Origin of the sequence: Thalassoglobus sp., from assembly GCF_048270125.1 — a bacterium.
Classification (GTDB): domain Bacteria; phylum Planctomycetota; class Planctomycetia; order Planctomycetales; family Planctomycetaceae; genus Thalassoglobus.
In genome coordinates this window covers 20515-38452 of the sequence record NZ_JBLWTN010000021.1, presented here as the reverse complement: position 1 = coordinate 38452, position 17938 = coordinate 20515, and the positions used below count along the sequence as shown (strand labels likewise).

General features: G+C 48.9%; 14 protein-coding genes. 9 read left to right on the top strand and 5 right to left on the bottom strand.

What is annotated here, in order from left to right:
• Positions 1-231 precede the first annotated feature (231 nt).
• The 7 genes from ACN0YR_RS18900 to ACN0YR_RS18870 all read left to right on the top strand — a co-directional run bounded on the left by ACN0YR_RS18900 (position 232) and on the right by ACN0YR_RS18870 (position 7814).
• A complete protein-coding gene (locus tag ACN0YR_RS18900) occupies positions 232-819 on the top strand; it encodes a hypothetical protein (protein WP_417850771.1) in 588 nt (195 codons plus the stop codon).
• A gap of 337 nt (positions 820-1156) precedes the next feature.
• The gene (locus tag ACN0YR_RS18895; protein WP_417850770.1) at positions 1157-2137 is read left to right on the top strand and encodes a hypothetical protein; all 981 of its coding nucleotides are present in this window, start codon (positions 1157-1159) and stop codon (positions 2135-2137) included.
• A gap of 419 nt (positions 2138-2556) precedes the next feature.
• A complete protein-coding gene (locus ACN0YR_RS18890; RefSeq protein ID WP_417850769.1) occupies positions 2557-2913 on the top strand; it encodes a hypothetical protein in 357 nt (118 codons plus the stop codon).
• A 92-nt stretch (positions 2914-3005) separates the two neighbouring features.
• Positions 3006-4130, top strand: a complete 1125-nt coding sequence (gene cpaB, locus ACN0YR_RS18885; RefSeq protein ID WP_417850768.1) for a Flp pilus assembly protein CpaB — start codon at positions 3006-3008, stop codon at positions 4128-4130.
• Positions 4131-4249: 119 nt separating this feature from the next.
• Entirely contained in the window at positions 4250-5590 is a 1341-nt protein-coding gene (locus ACN0YR_RS18880; RefSeq protein WP_417850820.1) for a CpaF family protein, read from the top strand.
• Between the two features lie 170 nt (positions 5591-5760).
• Entirely contained in the window at positions 5761-6681 is a 921-nt protein-coding gene (locus tag ACN0YR_RS18875) for a type II secretion system F family protein (RefSeq protein WP_417850767.1), read from the top strand.
• Positions 6682-6860: 179 nt separating this feature from the next.
• Complete coding sequence (locus ACN0YR_RS18870) at positions 6861-7814, top strand: type II secretion system F family protein (protein WP_417850766.1); 954 nt, start codon at positions 6861-6863, stop codon at positions 7812-7814.
• A gap of 450 nt (positions 7815-8264) precedes the next feature.
• On the opposite strand, the gene ACN0YR_RS18865 is transcribed toward ACN0YR_RS18870, so the two are convergent.
• Positions 8265-10331, bottom strand: coding sequence for a diguanylate cyclase (locus tag ACN0YR_RS18865; protein ID WP_417850765.1), 2067 nt, complete (start codon positions 10329-10331; stop codon positions 8265-8267).
• A 285-nt stretch (positions 10332-10616) separates the two neighbouring features.
• Between ACN0YR_RS18865 and ACN0YR_RS18860 the strand changes: the two genes are divergently transcribed.
• Positions 10617-11045 (top strand): DUF2784 domain-containing protein, encoded by a 429-nt coding sequence (locus ACN0YR_RS18860; protein ID WP_417850764.1) that lies wholly within the window; start codon positions 10617-10619, stop codon positions 11043-11045.
• Between the two features lie 112 nt (positions 11046-11157).
• On the opposite strand, the gene ACN0YR_RS18855 is transcribed toward ACN0YR_RS18860, so the two are convergent.
• The 4 genes from ACN0YR_RS18855 to ACN0YR_RS18840 all read right to left on the bottom strand — a co-directional run bounded on the left by ACN0YR_RS18855 (position 11158) and on the right by ACN0YR_RS18840 (position 15367).
• Positions 11158-11577 (bottom strand): hypothetical protein, encoded by a 420-nt coding sequence (locus ACN0YR_RS18855; RefSeq protein WP_417850763.1) that lies wholly within the window; start codon positions 11575-11577, stop codon positions 11158-11160.
• A gap of 338 nt (positions 11578-11915) precedes the next feature.
• Entirely contained in the window at positions 11916-13346 is a 1431-nt protein-coding gene (gene fliD, locus ACN0YR_RS18850; RefSeq protein WP_417850762.1) for a flagellar filament capping protein FliD, read from the bottom strand.
• A 203-nt stretch (positions 13347-13549) separates the two neighbouring features.
• Entirely contained in the window at positions 13550-14962 is a 1413-nt protein-coding gene (locus ACN0YR_RS18845) for a flagellin (protein ID WP_417850761.1), read from the bottom strand.
• 96 nt (positions 14963-15058) lie between these two features.
• Positions 15059-15367, bottom strand: coding sequence for a hypothetical protein (locus ACN0YR_RS18840; protein WP_417850760.1), 309 nt, complete (start codon positions 15365-15367; stop codon positions 15059-15061).
• A 438-nt stretch (positions 15368-15805) separates the two neighbouring features.
• Here ACN0YR_RS18840 and ACN0YR_RS18835 point away from each other — a divergent pair, with 438 nt between their 5' ends.
• Positions 15806-17929, top strand: a complete 2124-nt coding sequence (locus ACN0YR_RS18835; RefSeq protein ID WP_417850759.1) for a tetratricopeptide repeat protein — start codon at positions 15806-15808, stop codon at positions 17927-17929.
• Positions 17930-17938: the final 9 nt, after the last annotated feature.

Here is a 17938-nt window from a genome sequence, read left to right as displayed (position 1 = left end):
CCTGATTTAATACATCAGGGTTTTTCGTTTTCAACCCCACAGTTGATCGTATCAGAGGCAGCTTTTTAAAGCAGTTTGCTCTACCGTGTACCTGTGAAGAACGCATTTCTCCAGTAAAAATGCTGTTCGCCACGAAGAAGAACCTGCCAACCGATTCGAAAGATGCTCTGGATTTGCTCTTGGGACGTCCTGCGATTCTGGACAATAGGGAGTTTGTAAAAAGTGTTAAGTGTGCAGCGTTGTGTTAACGGTCAGTATCGATTTGATCTTTCCGAGCTTCCAGCGGAACGAATGGAAACAAATCGACGCTTCGGGCTCGCACTCTGCGGCTTTTCGCTTCCGTTTCTGATCGCGATACTCTATTCGCTGATCTTTCTGGTCCAGAATGAGATCTGGATTATGATTCCCTTCCCCGCCTTCTTCCTGATGATTGTCGGGGCTATTTTTACGTGGGGGCTGTTGAACCTGTTCACGACGATTCAAACGATCATCTCCAATCAAACAGTTGAAGAAGCGACACTTCGCCCTTGGGGAGAAAAACGTTGGGAAGAGCCGCTGAATCGATTTCGACTTCAAATGAAGGTCACAACTCTTCGAAAGTCAAACTCTTCAAGTCTCTCGTACGTGTACCATCTTCGGTTATGTCATGCAGACGATATGAAAAGCATTGAACTCCACACGACAGAGTCTCCTGCCGAAGCTGAAGAGCAATTTCGATTATTTCAGCAACAATTGGAAGTGCGCGTAGATCGCAAAGTGCGTAATTACAATACCGATGAAGTGATTGACTCTCCAGCAGGCTACGGATTACATCTCTGACGCAAGCTGCAAATTGGTTTGCAAACTTGGCAAGTCGGGAAGGCTGATGGTTCCGATTGACGGGGGGAGAGGTGTACTCGTAGGATCATGCATTCATCCACCTTTCAACAGGCAATACCATTCCATGGATGGAAGCGACCAGCAATCAGAACCAATCCCGATCGGGAAGGTCTATCTCTGTCCTGGAGAGACGCAGCCTATTTCGAAATCGGTCCATCTGGCACGTTTATCTTCTGGCTACGACGCTTGTTCAAATTGCGAGCATCGATTTGATACTGCAACGCTTCCTTGTGAAGTGTCAAAAAAAGTCAATCGAGCTGACAAAAAGAGTCAGCAGGTGTCGCAGTATTTAGGGTTTCTTGACAGAGGAGTCGGGATCAGAGGTCTCTATCTGAACGAGATCACTCGGCCTGTGATTTCAAAACTTGTGGAGCATGCCGTTGAGCTTTTTGCGCTAAATCACGGCTCTGAATCGAGTGTCGATGATGAATATGCCGACAGTTCCACAACTTTACTGAGCGATTCTGCTCTCCATGTTCTCGTGGCTTACGATTGGCGGCCTTCTTCAGCGGATCTGGCAGTGGGGGTTGTCTCTGTTTTGAAAAGGTCTGGATGCGAGATCATCGACTTGGGACAGACCAGCCGAGCCTGCTTTGATTTTGCAATTTCTCAATTCCGCGCCGACTTAGGAATTTTTGTCACCGGCGGTAACGGGGTTGATGGCGTCAATGGATTGGACATCCTCGATGGGGATGGTCGAGAATGGGCTCACCCTGGAGAGTTAACGACACTATTGACTCGGCTCAATTCTCCTGCGAGTCGAAGTAGTCGTCATGCAGGGAACTATCAGGCATTTTCCTTACTTGATCGCTATGAACAGCATGTCCGCCAACTTTTCGATGATTGCAAACCGCTTCGCATTGCGCTCGCATGTGGTGATCCACTGACGATGCAGATTTTGGGAACGATCCTGTTTGAAATTGGCTGTGAGATCAATTTTCTCGAACTGAATTTTTCTTCATCAGACTTTCCGCTTCAGGCTGAAATGTTTCGCTGCGAAGTTCGTGACGCTCACGTCGATGTCGGATTTCTCATTCGTCCTGACTCTCAGACTGTGCATGTACTGGACGGACGGGGACGTGCGATTGGTCCAGCGACTCTCAAGCGCATACTGAATCGGAATGGTGAAGTTGTGACTTTGGGGAAGGATGGGCGAATCTGGTTTGCTGATTCGACTCCTCAGTGTGATGCCATGAATGTGGTTTCACGCCTCTTAAAAACGTCCCCGGAATCCTGGGTTTCACATCTCAAACGGTGAACTCAGGCCCTCAGCATCGTGAGGTCGGATCGGTTCTGATTCAAGCTCCGGCTAGAGCAGTTTGCTCTACCGTTTGCCCGTGAATAACGCATTTCTCTAGTAAAAATGCTGTTCGCCACGAGGCAGATCCTGCAAACCAATTCGAAAGATGCTCTATGTGTCTTGAAGTGTAAAGGGACTCAGAATTGAAAACCAGCGTTTACAGAAGAGACATTCTATCTGGTGTGGGAAACGGGTCGTCCTAATTCATTGAGCCATCGTTGTTTCCAGCCTTTTCACCGGGCGAAGGTCTTGAAAGTTCTTCAATCCAGATTCCTCTCTGTTCTGGCACGGGATTTGTTCTGTCCTTCTAAACCTGAATGAAAGGACCGAAGTAGATGCTCAAAAGATGTCAGAGACTATTCGCCGACGATTGCGGCATGGTGCATTCAGTGGAGTACCTGTTCCTGATGACCGTGGTGACAATCGGAATGATTGTCGGATTTTCGACTTATCGCGATCAACTCGTCCAAGAGTTCGGTGACGTGGGGGTTGCGCTTGAACGACTCGACCAATCGTATTGTTACAGGGTTTCAGGCATGGGCGTTAACTGTGACGATCCACTCGGGCCAGGGGACTCACGATACGATGATAAGCCGGGTGACCGGCCGGAAGATGTGGCTAATCAAGCACCAGGTAGCATGGTGATTAATGAGGATTTAAGTCTGATTGGGTCTGAAAAAGACGCTTTCGGAGCACCGGTTGTTGGTGGTGAAAATAATCCGTTCGGGCCGTAATTTTGAGAACATAGCAACCTGTGGAACAGGTCGCTGATACACTGCATGACGCAATTTTCGCCTTGTATTGACTGGAACAACTGGAGTTTAGGATGAATCGTGTTAGTCCCGGAACCATGACGGTCGTCATATTTGCGATCCTGGTTGGTCTTGGCGGCGCATTTTTGGTGCGGCAACAAATGAATCAACCAAAGCTTCCCCCACTCTCGGATATTGGGTTGAAGACTGGTCCAAAGAAGATCATCGTTCCCATTGCGAGTGTGGACCTCGAAAAAGGTCGTGAAATCTCACTTCACGACATTGTGATCCACCAATTTACACCAGAGGAATTTGCAAAGTCGAAATACGCTGGACAGCCGTTCATCGGAAACACGAACTATGTCATTGACCGGATGCTGAATCAAGATATGCCTAAGGGGAGCCTCTTTTTACCAGAGCATTTCTACGGCGAAGGATTTGGTCCGGGTGTAGTCGATCGGTTACAGCCTGGTTTCCGTGCGGTAACAGTGCCAATCCAAAATATTGGAGCAATCACTGGTTTCGCAGATCCTGGTTCAATTGTGGATGTTCTGTTTCGTTCCAACCCAGAAGGGGAACGACCCAGTGTGACAATGACGTTGCTGGAGCAGGTCGAAGTTCTTGCCCTGGAAAAATCTGTGCTTACTGGAAAGCGAATCGAATTTTCAAATGACGGGAGTGTCACTCTTGCTGTGACACCAGCTCAAGCGAAAATGTTGAAGGTTGTTGAAGGTCACGGTGAAATTTCACTGACGCTGCGAAATCCTGATGACTTTGGGAACTTTGAGTTCGCTCCAGTCAACCTCGATAACCAAGTCCAACGCAACAAGCTCGAGAACTTAGAACAAGTCATGTTCAACAGTGCTGCCAATCTGAATTCTGCAGCCAGTTCAGCTTCAAGCTCATCTTCGGCTTCATCTGCAAAAAGCAGCAGTGCCGAATTCGGTTCGATGAACCTTGTTCTTGAAGATGCTTCAGAGCGAGTCACAATGGACGACCTCTTGGGATTGGAAGCTAACCCTGACAAGAAGCAGTTGACTCTCTACCGCGGTGGAAGCCGAGAAGTTGTTGAGTTCGAAGAGCATGCAGAAGACAAGTCGGCAGTCCTTCGAACTGGTAAGCGAGTTCAGACTCCGATCGCCGGTCGCGTTCCGACTCGACGAAATCAGGAAAATGTCTCTTTGGATTATCTTCCTTAATAGTGGCTGACGCATCTCGCAACCCTGATTTGATTACAACTTTCAGGGTTGCTCGTAGGGCTCTTGCCCCTTGGATTTGATATTCCATTTTTGCGCAAAGGATTTTGCAAATGTCTCTGATGCAATCACGTACGATGATGCTCAATCCCGCCGACGGCGAGGTTCTGGTTGACGAACAGGAACTTGCTTTTCAGCAGTTGAAAATCAAAATCCATGAGCGGCTTGTTGACGAACTCGACTTGTCGATGCTGGCACACGTTTCCCACGATGAGCTTTCCGAGGAAGTTCGTCAAATCTCAAAGGAACTTCTCGTTGAAGAGAAGGTCGATCTTGAGACGGCAGACCGGGAACGGATGCTGGACGAACTCTTTGATGAAGTCTTCGGGCTGGGACCTTTGGAAGCACTGATGAGAGATGACGCGGTCAGCGACATCCTGGTCAACAATGCTCACACGGTTTACGTCGAACGACATGGGCGACTCGAGGAGTCAAATGTCATCTTCGCGGATGACAAACATCTCATTCGCATCATTCAACGAATCGTCTCCCGAGTTGGACGTCGAATCGACGAACTCAGCCCAATGGTTGACGCCAGGTTGCCGGATGGTTCGCGTATCAACGCGGTCATCCCCCCGATGGCGTTGGATGGGCCTTCATTGTCCATTCGTCGATTTGGTCGGAATCCAATGCGGATTGACGATCTGGTCAATAACAACACCGTCCAGCAAGACATCGTTGAGTTTCTTTCGGCTGCCATTGACGCTCGTGTGAGCTTCCTGGTTTCAGGAGGAACCGGTGCAGGGAAAACGACTCTTCTTAATGCACTCACGCAATTCATCCCGTCAGATGAACGTGTGGTGACTATTGAAGATTCTGCTGAACTTCAACTTCAGAACCGCCACATTGTCCGCATGGAGACTCGGCCGCCCAATAATGAAGGGACAGGCGAGATCACGCAACGATCACTGGTTCGAAACAGTTTGAGAATGCGTCCTGACCGAATCATCATTGGGGAAGTCCGAGGTGCGGAAGCACTCGACATGCTTCAAGCGATGAATACAGGTCATGAAGGCTCACTGACCACGATTCATGCGAACGATTCACTTGATGCTTTAAGTCGACTTGAATTGATGGTTGCCATGAGTGGGTACGACCTGCCAATTCCTGTCGTTCGGCAATATATCAACTCCGGAATTTCACTCATCGTGCATCTCGCACGTTTGAAAGGTGGGATTCGACGGGTTATGCAGGTTTCGGAAATCGTAAGTATCCGCGAAGGTGGATTTCATCTGGAAGATATCTTCGGATTTGAGCAGACAGGTGTCGATGAATTAGGTGTGGCACAAGGTGAGTTTTACTTCACTGGATACCGACCGAAGTGTCTGTCGAAACTCAGGGCAGCTGGAGTTCGCTTGCCGGACGAACTGTTCGATAAACGCCGTGTTTCTGTCCGGTCTTAGAGCAGTTTGCTCCGTCGGTTGCTGTGGCGAGCGGGTTTCGACAATTGAATCGCGACGATCCGTGAGGCAGATCGCGATATTGATTTCGAAAATGATCAAGTTGATCGACTCAACCAGTTTCAATAAATGCAGATTGGCGTACTGACGCCTGTCACAAGTGAGGAAAAGCTGTGGGATCAGCGGAAATCACCATCGTTGCATTTGGCTCAATTTCAATGGTTGCAACAGCCGTTGGGATGCTGCTGAGAGATTTGCTTTATGGCGGTCGTGAGAAAACGACCAAGAAGTCTCTTCGTAAAGTTCAAACGGTCTATGATCGTCCGATAAGCAATACGACAATCGGGCGAATTGATCAAGGATTCGACCGTTTGATCATCGAGTCCGGATTGGAGATCAGTCCGGTCACTGGTTTTTTGATCCTGCTCTCATCGGCTTTGGCCTTTGGTGGTGGAGTTGCTGTCTATACAAATCAACCTATCTACGGAGTCGGAGGATCGATTCTTGGATTGATTCTTCCGTTGCTTTTCTTCGCTGTGAAACGAAAACGTCGGTTGCAAGAAATTCGACGGCAATTGCCAAGCGTCATTGACATGCTCGCTCGGGCAACACGGGCAGGGCAAAGTATCGAACAAGCGATTCAATTGTGTGCAGAAGAATCGACTGGAATTATCTCCAGCGAGTTGGGGCGACTCAATCAGAGCTTGAATATGGGGTCCTCTTTCGACAGATCAATCAAAACATTTGCTCATCGATTGCCGTTGGTTGAAGTCCGCATTCTGGCCACAACGCTGATGGTGCAACGTCAAAGTGGTGGTCACTTGTCGCAAACGCTTGAAAGAATGGCGACTGTGATTCGTGATCGTTTGGCAATCTACGGACAGATTCAGGCAACCACTGGAGCCGGGCGACTTTCGACAGCAATCATCGCTGCACTTGCTCCGGTTGCGTTCTTCTCAATTATGATTTTGAATCCCGAGCATATCGACATTCTGATGAATGACCCGCTGGGACGAGGACTGATGATCGTTGGAGTGGTTCTTGAAATCACTGGATTGTTGTGGGTTCTCATGCTCATGAAAAACGAAACGTAACTGGTCGGTTCAGGCTTAAAACACGAGTAAGACAAAACAAATATTTGATTGAGAGCGTTCAGCCTAGAGCATTTCGAATGCTTGACGTGTCCGTGGACATCACTTTCGCGACTTCAGAGACTGTTCGCCACGAGGCTGAACGTAAAGACCAATATTAGATTTGCGCAGGAAGATGCATTATGAATTTTGTCGACATCGCAACAATCATTGGTTTTACTGCATCGTCCCTGGTCGTCTTGCTGGCAGGGATGACGGTCATTCGGGCTCGTCAGCGAGTTCGAAACATTGCAGAAGTAGGGCCGCGAACTACAAAATACAAAGTGAGTAAGCTCCGACTTTCTCTCGCTGGAGCTATCCCAGGATTGTCGGGAGAGTTTGAGAGCCTGAGTCGCGATCTCAAGCGTGCGGGTTTTTACAGTCCCAACGCGATGGTTGAATATCTCGCAGCCAGAAACTTCATTGTCGTCATCTTTTTGGTGGTCGGTGGTGGAATGGCAGTTGCGGCCCCTCCGACAACAGATCTACCTCAAACAATCCTGTACATCACTCTTGGTGCGATCGTTTTTGCGTACATCGTTCCTCGGCTGATCGTGAGTATGCAAGCGAAAGCACGACTTGGCCGAGTGCAGAAAGGGCTTCCCGATGCACTCGATGTTGTTCGGATGTGCCTAACTGGCGGTCTTCCCCTGCGTGATTCTCTATACAAAGTTTCACGTGAGATTGAGTTTTTCCATCCTGATATTGCTGTCGAACTCGAAGTTGTCCGGCGTCATGCAGATGCGGATACGATGACGAAAGCATTGAAAGAATTTGCCAAGAGAATGGAAGCCGAAGATGTGAGTTCGTTGGCAAGTCTTGTCAGTCAGGCGGAACGAACAGGAACCCACGTTGCTCAAGCTGTCACGGAGTTTTCAGACGGCATGCGAGAACATGCGAAGCAGCGTGCGGAAGAGAAAGCAAACAAGACGACGATTAAGATGCTGTTCCCTGTCGTTTTGTGCCTCGCTCCCCCCGTTCTGATTCTGCTTCTCGGCCCTCCGATGATCGAAATGAGAAACTTCTTTCGCGACGCTCATCAGGAAGGTGGCGTACTGGATGCCGCCCAATACACCGAAGAAGCCTCAGCGAACTAAAGCATTTTCAATGCTTGTCTTGCGGCAGAACTCACTTTTATGACTTCATAAGCTGATCGCTAAGAAGCAGCACATATAAGACTTGAAGTACGTGAAGACAAAATCTTGGGTGTGCTCTGCCGTGTGCACATCAAGTTCGCTTCTACCGCCAGATCAGATGTTTACTGCAAGTAAGCAAGTCGCAACATTCCCGAAACGGTTCGTGAAATAATTCTTCCGACAGACCTCCCAATGAGACGAGAATGCTCTCGGCTGTTTCGAATTGGAATGTGGGGTCTGTCTTGTGGAATCTGCGTGCTCGCTTGGGTTACCTTTTCTTAGAGCATCTTTCGAATTGGTTTGTAGCTTCTGCCTCGTGGCGAACAGCATTTTTACTGGATAAAATGTGTTCTTCACGGGCACAAACCACTCCTCAAATCGTTTCAGCGATCGTCGACTTTTCCAGTCATCTCAGTCCGCGATGAGATAGGACCGAAGAGATTCCACCACGATCGCCGCCCGTGTATGGAACGTATCTTTTTTGGCGGGACGCCCAATTGGTTCTGTTCTTGTTTTCAAGAGGATGCGTCTGGTCCCAGAGACTTTTTCGTTGTTAGGCAGTTTGTGAATATCGATCCAAACTTTGACAGGTTGTCGTTCCTGTTTGTTTCCCCAACCACCGAGAAGACCAGGGCTGCCAACTTGCAGGAGGAGCGAGTCTTCTTTGACATCGAGGATTTTTGCCATGTTGTCAAGAACGTAGCCCTTTAACTTGATATGCAGCATCGAACTTGCAACACAAGTCGTGATTTCTGCATGGTGAATCCAGTCGGATTGTTTCTTTTGCTCTGTGGTTGGAGCAGTCTGAACCGCACTGATTTTTCGGTGGCACGTTCGGTTTCGGCCTGAGTTCTTGGCCTCATATAATGCCTTGTCTGCCGCTTTCATCAGTGATTCAGGATCATCATTTGGCTCGACTTGAGCAACTCCAAATGACGCGGTGACTCGCAGGTCCTCCCTCTCCGCGATCTTTGTTCCCATGATTGCGCGGCGAAGTCGTTCAGCTCGTTCAAGCGCAGTTTCTAAAGGAGTCTCTGGACATAAAATGACGAACTCTTCTCCGCCATATCGACTTACGATTTCTCCAGAATAGAGTTCGTCCTGAATCAACCGAGCCACATCGATTAGAACTCGATCTCCGACGGAATGTGAGAGTCGATCGTTTATCTCTTTGAAGTGATCGATGTCAAGAAAGACGATACTAAATGGAATTGTCGGTTCTGAATTCCACTTGTTGAATACTTGAATCATTTTATCGTCGAGTTCACCCCGGTTGACGACTCCGGTCAGTGCATCTCGAGTGGCTGCCATGTGAAGTTTACGAAATTGACCACGGTGTTTTTTGGATTCATTCCCATCGCAAATCAATTCTGCGGTGGCGACAACTCGCTGATTAAGATCCAGGATTGGAACTGTTTGAACATCGAATTCCTGATCGTTTCCTTCGAGATCTTTAAGCGTCAAGGCATGACAGTTGGACTGCGCACTTTGGAAGGCGACTTCGACCGGGTCCGGTTTAGGGCCGTTGGCAGTCACGACTGAGCGATGCCACGGCTGACCAATCAGATCAACCGCAGGAAATCCAAACAGCTTTGCTGCCCCCATGCTCCAGATCACAACTCGTCGCTTATCATCAATGAGATAAAAAGCATCGTACAGACTCTCCATTAAATGGAGATACTGAAAAAGCTGACAGAAACAGGCTGCGTTGGCTTTTGCAGAATCTGTTGTGGGAGCGTTAGCTTGAACAGCCGCTTCAGCCGCGGAGTTATCATGCAATCCACGTGATTCATGGCTGTCCAGCCATCTTTCTAATGCCGCAACGATGTTCCGATCGAACTCTTTCCCGGATTGTTCGTGGAGAATTTTCAACGCGCTCTTTTCATCAAATGCGGGGCGATATGATCTCGCTGAGGTAAGAGATTCAAAAGCGTCCGCAACAGCCAGAATCCTTGCCCCTAAACTGCTGGTTTTCTCATTCGAATCGTCAGTGTCGACTTTTACCCCATGAGCCTGGGCCACGATTTGAATGAGTTCCTGGCTGGCCTGAGTCGCCTGCAGGATTTCAATAGCGACACGATGGTGAGACGCGATGTATTCAGCTTCATCCGGGCTGAGGCGACCTGGCTTTTGCAAAATATGATCTGGAATTCCTATTTTGCCAACATCATGCAAAAGTGAAGCGATCTCAATAAGTCGAAGCTCTGAATCTTCCCAACCCAATCGAGATCCGATTCCGACGCTGATGATGCCGACTCGACGTGAATGCTTCAGCGTTTGAATATCTCGGAAATGAATCGCTGTAAGCAGGCGTCTTAATATCTGCGTATTGATGATTTCATCAATAGGGCTTCCCGATGGGGAATTCTCAACAGTCTGAACGATTTCGATCAACGAATTTAAGAGTCGAGACGACTCCATCGGATGTGAGTTCAGATAGCTCAGAGTGTTCACGCTTGGGGAGAGAGACGTGGACATAATTGAATTGACCTGTTCCTGTGAGCGGATCGAAGAGACGGTTTTAGTGATCTGCGGGCGAAGTGTTCTGGAATCCTGAAGCCTAGGTCAGGGAAGCGGCCCGTCAAACGCTCTTCGTCTTCATTGTGGACACTGGAAATCACTTGTACCGGTCGTAGGACCAACAGGTTGCAGTTGACGCGAGTCGTGAAGCTGGCCTCGCAGAGTAATCCTTACAACGCGCATATTCGGATGTTTTCTCGCTCACCGCTGGAATAAAGTTCGGTCAATGCGACTCTGTAGAATATGGATATTGAAATTTTTGGAGTTCTGGCTGATTTCGTTGCGCTGCTGCATATCGCGTATGCAGCTGTGATCGTGATTGGTTTGCTCATGATTTTGTTGGGCTACTTCTTAAAGTGGAAGTGGATTCGGAATCCCTGGTTTCGATGTATTCATCTGATCATGATTGCGATCGTTGTCTATGAAGCCTGGGCTGGGATCACCTGCCCACTGACTGTTTGGGAACGCGAACTCCGCACACTTGCTCAACAACCGTTTGATGGCGAAAGTCTCATAGGCAAGTCCGTCCATTTCCTGCTCTTCTTCGACGCTCCATGGTGGGTTTTCACAACCTGCTATTCACTTTGTGGAGCCCTGGTTTTGACGACTCTCATCCTCGTCCCACCAACGCTTTCAACAAAGAATGTTCAAACTGATCAGGCCGCCAGCTAAGGTAATTTCAATGCTTTTCGGGCCCGAGAAGTCTGCGTTCACAATTTCATGGTCTACTCTTCATGGTCTGCTCGCTACAAGGCGGAACCCGTACACCAGTTCGAAAGCTGCTCTAGCCAACGGCAAGTGTACCGTCCAAATCGAAATCGAGAGGCGGGATCTTCCCCTCTGCTTCGAGACGTCTTGACTCATTTTCGATCGCTTCAAAACTTTCTTTAAGCGTGACCAAAACTCGTAACCCGTTTTGTAACCCGTCGATGTTCTCTCTGGAGACTTGATGGAAAATGAATAAACAAAGTTGATAGATGTTTCGAGAGAGCTCGTCATGCTCAGGCTTAATTCCGTCAATGATCGCCAGGAGAAGCTTAATTGATCGGAGTTGAGACAGCGTAAATTCAACATGGTCTGCAACTCTCAATGCGTCAATTCCTGATCGCAAGGACAATTCTGTCTCTCGGTAGAGTGTCAATAACATGTCGATGCGGGTCCAGTTCTTTTGGTGGCTCTGACGATACGTTTGAAGAGGATTCATTTTCATTGCTACGGGGTAAGGGGTTATCCTGAAAGAAAATCCATGTGATGTACGAAGGTCGCTTTCATCAGTTGATAGACTCCTCGCCACGAGGCGGAATGCGTCCATCATTTCAACAAGGCTCTAGAGCATCTTTCGAATTGGTTTGCAGGTTCTGCCTCGTGGCAAACAGCATTTTTCCTAGAGAAATGCGTTCTTCACGGGCACACGGTAGAGCAAACTGCTCTAGCTGTTGGGAGCTTGACGGATTGCTGTGAACAACTCGTGATCAACTGGAGTGAGTCTTCAGCAGTTGATGACTCGAACGGTACGATCTTCAAGAAGCAAAAAAACTGCTTTTATTTTCCAATCTTCCCAAGGTTGCTGAGTTGTGAAGAGAGGAAACTGCTGGTGGTCTGGAGTTCGCTAATCGATGATTCGAGGGCAACGAATTGTGCAATCAAGTCTTGTTGCTGGTTGTCAAAAATCCGTTGTTGGCGGTCAATGGAATCGTTCAGGCTGGCAAGTTGGTCGAGGAGACTCTCTTTGACAGAGCCGAGTTCTCCCGATTCGATGTTTGTGAAGCCATCGATCAGTTGGCTTAAGCGGGTTCCGATTCCCGTGGGCGCGCTGGGGTTGGTGCTGAGATGATTGTAAGCAAACAGGTTTTGGAGATCGGACTCTGTGATACCATCGACTCTACCGGCGAGAACTTCCTCTAACCGTGTCGCATTGATGGTCAAGCGACTCCGGTTGTTGATCGAAATGCCAAGGACTGAAAGACGATTTGCACTTGTCCCAATTTCTGGGACAACGTCGAGTATCGCTGACCGAATTTCGTTCTGAATATCGGTAACAGTTCGGTCTCCGATCAATAAGCCGGCCTGGTCCGTTTCTGGGTTGAATCGAACAAGATCATCGACGAAATCCATGATGGCGTTGTAGCTGTCGACGAGATCGTTGATGGCTGTTGTTGCGGGTTCGGTATTGGGATTGACGCGGATTTGAATTTCTTGACCTGAATCAGCAGCGAGCAGATTCAATGTGACGCCCTGGATAAGGCTTTTCACTTCATTCGAGGCGCTTTGTACTGTCAGCGCTCCTGGTCCTGTTCCCAGTCGGACTTGGGCATCGGTGGCAGCTTGTACAGGATTGCCAAAATCAAAGGCGGGACGGGTGGCAGTTCCAGTGCTCCCGGCGAGGTTGTTCGTGATTGAAATTTGGTTTGCTTCACCAGTCTTATTGGCAGTCAGGAGCATTCGGTGTGGTGTTCCGGATTCCGAGCCATCGTTGACCAACGTTGCGGTAACACCCGCTTTGGCGTTGTTGATTGCATTCACAAGACTTTGCAGCGAGTTGTTTGATGAATCAACGGTAATGGTTTTCAATTCCCCGTCACCGACCTGAATTTCCAGTGTGCCTTGTGTGATTTCCGAGTCAGTTTCGGCAAATCCAGCGGAGGCGACTTGATGTGTTCTGGCAAGGCTGTCGATGTGAATTTGATAAGTCCCGTTGCTGGCATTTGTATTAGCGATTGCGAAGACTGCGTTCTCGTCGCTGACTTCAACGTTTCGGCTTTGAAAGAGATTCGCCTGCGGTCGAGAGAGTCGATCCGCGATGGATTGCAGCGAGACAAGCTGGACTTCCACCGACTCGTAAGCGGTCTGTTTCGCTTCGATGCCTTGTCGCCGAAGTTGCAATCGATCTATCTGACCTTTCTGGATTTCCAGCAGTCCATCGATGATCTTTTCAGTGTCAATTCCTGTGATCAGTCCATCAATCGTAATCATCGTCTCACCCGTTCATTTATTCCCGGAGTCGATTGCCTCGGGGTGACTTCCTGTTTTTGATCGTTCAAATCAACCCGCTGAAGAAATCTGTTCTTCAACGGGTCTGGAGAAAACATCAGAGGTGATTATGGACCCACAAGCTTGATTGATTACGCTCTCAAAGATTGAGAGATTCAATTCAGGCTTGAGGATCTGTGTGAAATTTATCCGAGGAGTGAAAGAACCAACTGTGGCAATTGATTCGCATTTCCAAGGACAGACGTTCCGGCCTGAACGAGAACCTGCTGTTGAGTGAAGTTGGCAATTTCCGCAGCGAAGTCGGTATCACGAATGACAGACTCAGCGTTGACGGTATTTTCCAAGGTCGTTCGCAAGTTATTCGCAGTGGAACTGAGCGTATTCTGTTGGAATGCTCCCAAGTCACCCCGCAGGTTCGAAATGTCGTCGATAGCTGCATCGATGACCGCAAGGGCGTCTTGTGAACCGGCTCCGGTGGTCACATCAATTTGATCCAGATTGGCAAATTGATTTCCGGCAACACCAACGCCTAGCGAGGACGGATTGACCCGATTGATTGAGATTTGAGCCGTTTGATTTGCATTTGGCCCGATCTGGAATGTTAATGAGTTGTCGGTCACTGTGACGCTACCTTGTGCGCCGGTGACAGTTTGAGTGGCATTGGCTGGATCACCTGCAAAGGAGAGTTGCAGTCCCTGAGCGGCTCCAGACGTGGCGGTCAGAGCGCTGCCAGATCCAGACGCCGCCACGCCATCAATTGTCCCGGCGACATCCAGTCCGGTGTCACTCAGGGTTGCAGTTCCGAAACCTGAACTGTCAGCAGCAGCTGCAATATTCGAAGTCACACTGATCGTTGCTGAAGCTCCATAGTTCGAGCTGTAAAGACGAGTGTTCCCACCGTTGTCTTCTGCGATGACACCGGTTTGATTGGAGAATTCGTTGATCCGGTCAATCACTTGAGATTGCGACAACCCCGCATTCAGGCTGATGACGGTCCCGTTGACAGTCAATTCTTCAGCGGCAGCCAGGTTGGATGTCTGTGCTGTTCCATTCGAAACGTGCGCTTTTTCGGCTGCTGTTGTGACAACAACGTTGTAGGAACCGGCTGATGTTTTGGATGTTGCTCCCAAAAAGCTCACGTCGGTGTCGTTCGGAGTTCCACCCACCCCAGCCGAGCCATCCAGCAATTTCTTTGTCAGGAATTGAGTGTTGTTGGCGATCCGATTGATCGTATCCAGAGCGTTGTTGATTTCTGCCTGATTCGCGGACAACGCATCACTATCATTGACCCCGGTGTTGGCCGAATCGATAGCGAGTGAACGCACCTTCACAAGCAATGAGTTAATTTCACTCAACGCACCTTCAGCTGTCTGAACAAGAGAGACTGCCTTTTCAGCATTCTGAATCGATTGCTCCAGACCGGCAATTTGAGCGCGTTGCTTTTCCGAGATCACCAATGCCGCAGGGCCATCAGCCCCCCGGTTAATTTTTAATCCTGATGAAAGTCGCTCGACGGAGGTCGTCAATCGTTCATTTGCTCGAGTCAAATTGTTCTGAGCGTTGAGTGATGCCACATTGTTGGCGATCGAAAGTCCCATCTTCTAACCTCTTTCTTGGTTGGTTCGTGTGGGGTGACCCGTTGCCTCATGCAACATCAAATTCCGCTCCGTGTCGTGTAAGTCGCCACGAACAGTTCAAAACACAAAGTCCTTCAGTGGCGAAGTTGCAACCGATTCCGCAACTTCGCGTGAAAACAACGCACCTGAGAGATAACGCTCTCGGGCGAGTTCGACGGCATTGTCATTCTGGTCTGGTAATAAACGGAGTTGCTCCAAGAATGACGAGATCTCATCAGGAGAGGCTGCCGAACGCAGGATTTCTGCGTTCGATTGATCTTTCCGGGCTGAAATCTGTTCATCGATGACCCTCGGGGAAGAGGTCGAATGTGGACCTCCCGAAGAGGGAAACGGCTGATGTTCAGTATGAACTCTTTGGATTTGCATCGTTTCTTCTCCAGCATGATGTGCCAGTGAAGTGATCGAAGCGCTTGAGCAAAACTTGCTCAAAGTTTTTTTGCTGAACTCGGTTTCGAAAGACGTCGATGAGATTGGCACGGTTAAGCAATTTTTAACGGCTGCAACATTCCTTACGTCGCGGACTGTTTCTTGAAGAAGCATGCCGTGTGGTAAACGCATGGCAATTTAGAACCAGTCCGAAAACCTCTGGAGTAGCCGCTTTCCTCAACATTTGAGAGAGCAATTTCAAGTTTCAGGATCAGTTCTAAAATGATGAGCAACAGACATGATGAGATTGCTAGAGCAGCTTGCTCTTCCGTGTGCCTGTGAAGAACGAATTTCACTAGTAGAAATGCTGTTCGCCACGAGGCAGAACCTGCAAACGAATTCGAAAGATGCTCTAGCTGATCGAAAGAGGGGATCAACATGCAGATGAGATCACGCTCAATAGGGATTGCCACGGCAATTTGCATCATCTTCGGAGTGTGCATCGGATTGATCTCTCAGCAAAAACTGAAGTATGCAGCTCTTAAGGTCGGGGAATCCAGCGGATTCCAGCGAGACAAAAACTCTGAACAGCACAAGAAGGTTGAGCCGAAAGATCTTGATTCCCCGGGACAGACGGCATCCAGTCAGCCACCTCTCCTACGCAATGTTCAGAGAGTTTCGCGTTCTACTCCAACCCTGTTAGACGAAGCGGAGCAGGCAATTCAAGATGCTCGCTATGAACATGCCGAGGACCTGCTCTCAGAAATTTGTAAGACACAAGGCTCTCGCGTGGACGGTCGAACATTTCTAAAACTTGCGGTCTGCCAGGAAACACTCGGGCTGTATCAAGAGGCAGTTGAAAATTATCAAACAGCGATCAGCCGAACCCAATCGCAGCCAGTCCTCACCGCAGCTCGTCTTGGTCGGGCGCGAATCTGGTCGAAAAGCGGAAAAGCACTCTCAGCACGAAACGACCTTCTTCGTACTTTGCTGACTCATCAAGACGTTCGCTCGGTCGCCGTCGAAGCAAGGCTCGTGCATCAACTCGGGCTGGTCTCCGCAGCGATCGCATTAAAGTCGGAAGCGGAATTGTCGTCTCTTTCAGACGATGATCTGAGCATTCCTCTGGAAGAGATCGCCGCCGAAAATTTCGTCAACGAAGTTCTTGTGACGTCTCGTGCAAGTCACTCGCAAATTTCGTCTAATGAACTCGTCCGAAACGTTTTGAGATTGGACAGTTCCTCCGACTCGATCCTTCTGGAGGTTCAATCTCCCGGGATTACCGTGAGCGACTTTCTTGTTCAAATCTCTGCCGCATCGGGAATTCAATGCGTCATTGAAGATGAATGTCTGGAGAGACTGTCTCAGCGAAACATCGCCACAAACTTTCAAGGACTACCCCTTTCGGTGATTTACGACTCAGTTCTATTCCCCCTGGAGTGTCGCTGGTCGGAACAGGGAAATGAGATTCATGTTCGGTCTCTGGAAGATGCAGATGTGAATGTCGAACTGGAACAAGCTGAGCGGTTACTGCGATTCGCAATGACCTCAGCACCGGAACACTCACTGGCCCCAATCAGTCTGACTGCACTCGCTTCGTTAAAGGCTCGGCAAGGTGATCGAATTGCAGCCATGCGGGGGCTCCAACGGACATTAGAACAATTCCCTGAAACGACGCATGCCGGGGAAATTTGGCTAAATATTGGAAAGTGTCATTTGGGAAAAAATTGGGAAGAGGCATTGGCGGGTTTTTATAAGGCTGCAGATCTCGGCGAGGGAGGCGATACCGGTGCCATCGCAAATCTTTACATAGGTCGGATTCATCTGCGAAATGCCTGCCCCACGAAAGCGGTCTCACCTCTTCGCATCGCACAGGACTTAACGGTCAATGATCGATTGAAAATGGAAATACTTTTGTCGTTAGCCGCTGCGTATCAAATGTCAGGGCAATACCCTGAGAGTGAGGAAGTGCTCGCACGATGTTTGCAGAACCGACACTCTTTCGAAAAACGAAATGAAATCACGATCATCTCATCCCTGATCGAATCAGGGGACATGAGTTCAAAAACGCGAACTCGGCGTGAGAGTGTCGAGTTGATCTCGGCATTGAGTAATCTTGATCTTAATTCGACGTTTGGCGAATACTGGTGGTTCTTAAGTTGCCGAGAATACCATGAACTCGGATTCAAAGAAGAAGCTCAGCGATTGTTTCAATCTCATCAGTCGCAGCATCTTGGGCTTCCAATCGAGAAACAACTTCGAACGCTGCTGTTCTCTGGATCGAGCGTTGCGAGTTTGGCTACTGATGAGATATGTCGTCAATCAGACGGGGCGTCGAACGACTCACTCGACATGATTTCAAGTCTTCCGCCGAACATAACGCTTGAGGAACTGCTTGAATTATACAAAGCGGTGATCAGCAATCCGGAGTCGTCTGGAAAAGTGAAACAGCAACTGCTTCAAAAGATTGGTCATGTCTATCAGTCGCAGGGGCAACACGACATGGCGATTCAGTGCTATACGGGAACTCTCGAAACTGACCTGATCGGCAACAAACCGTGATACAACATT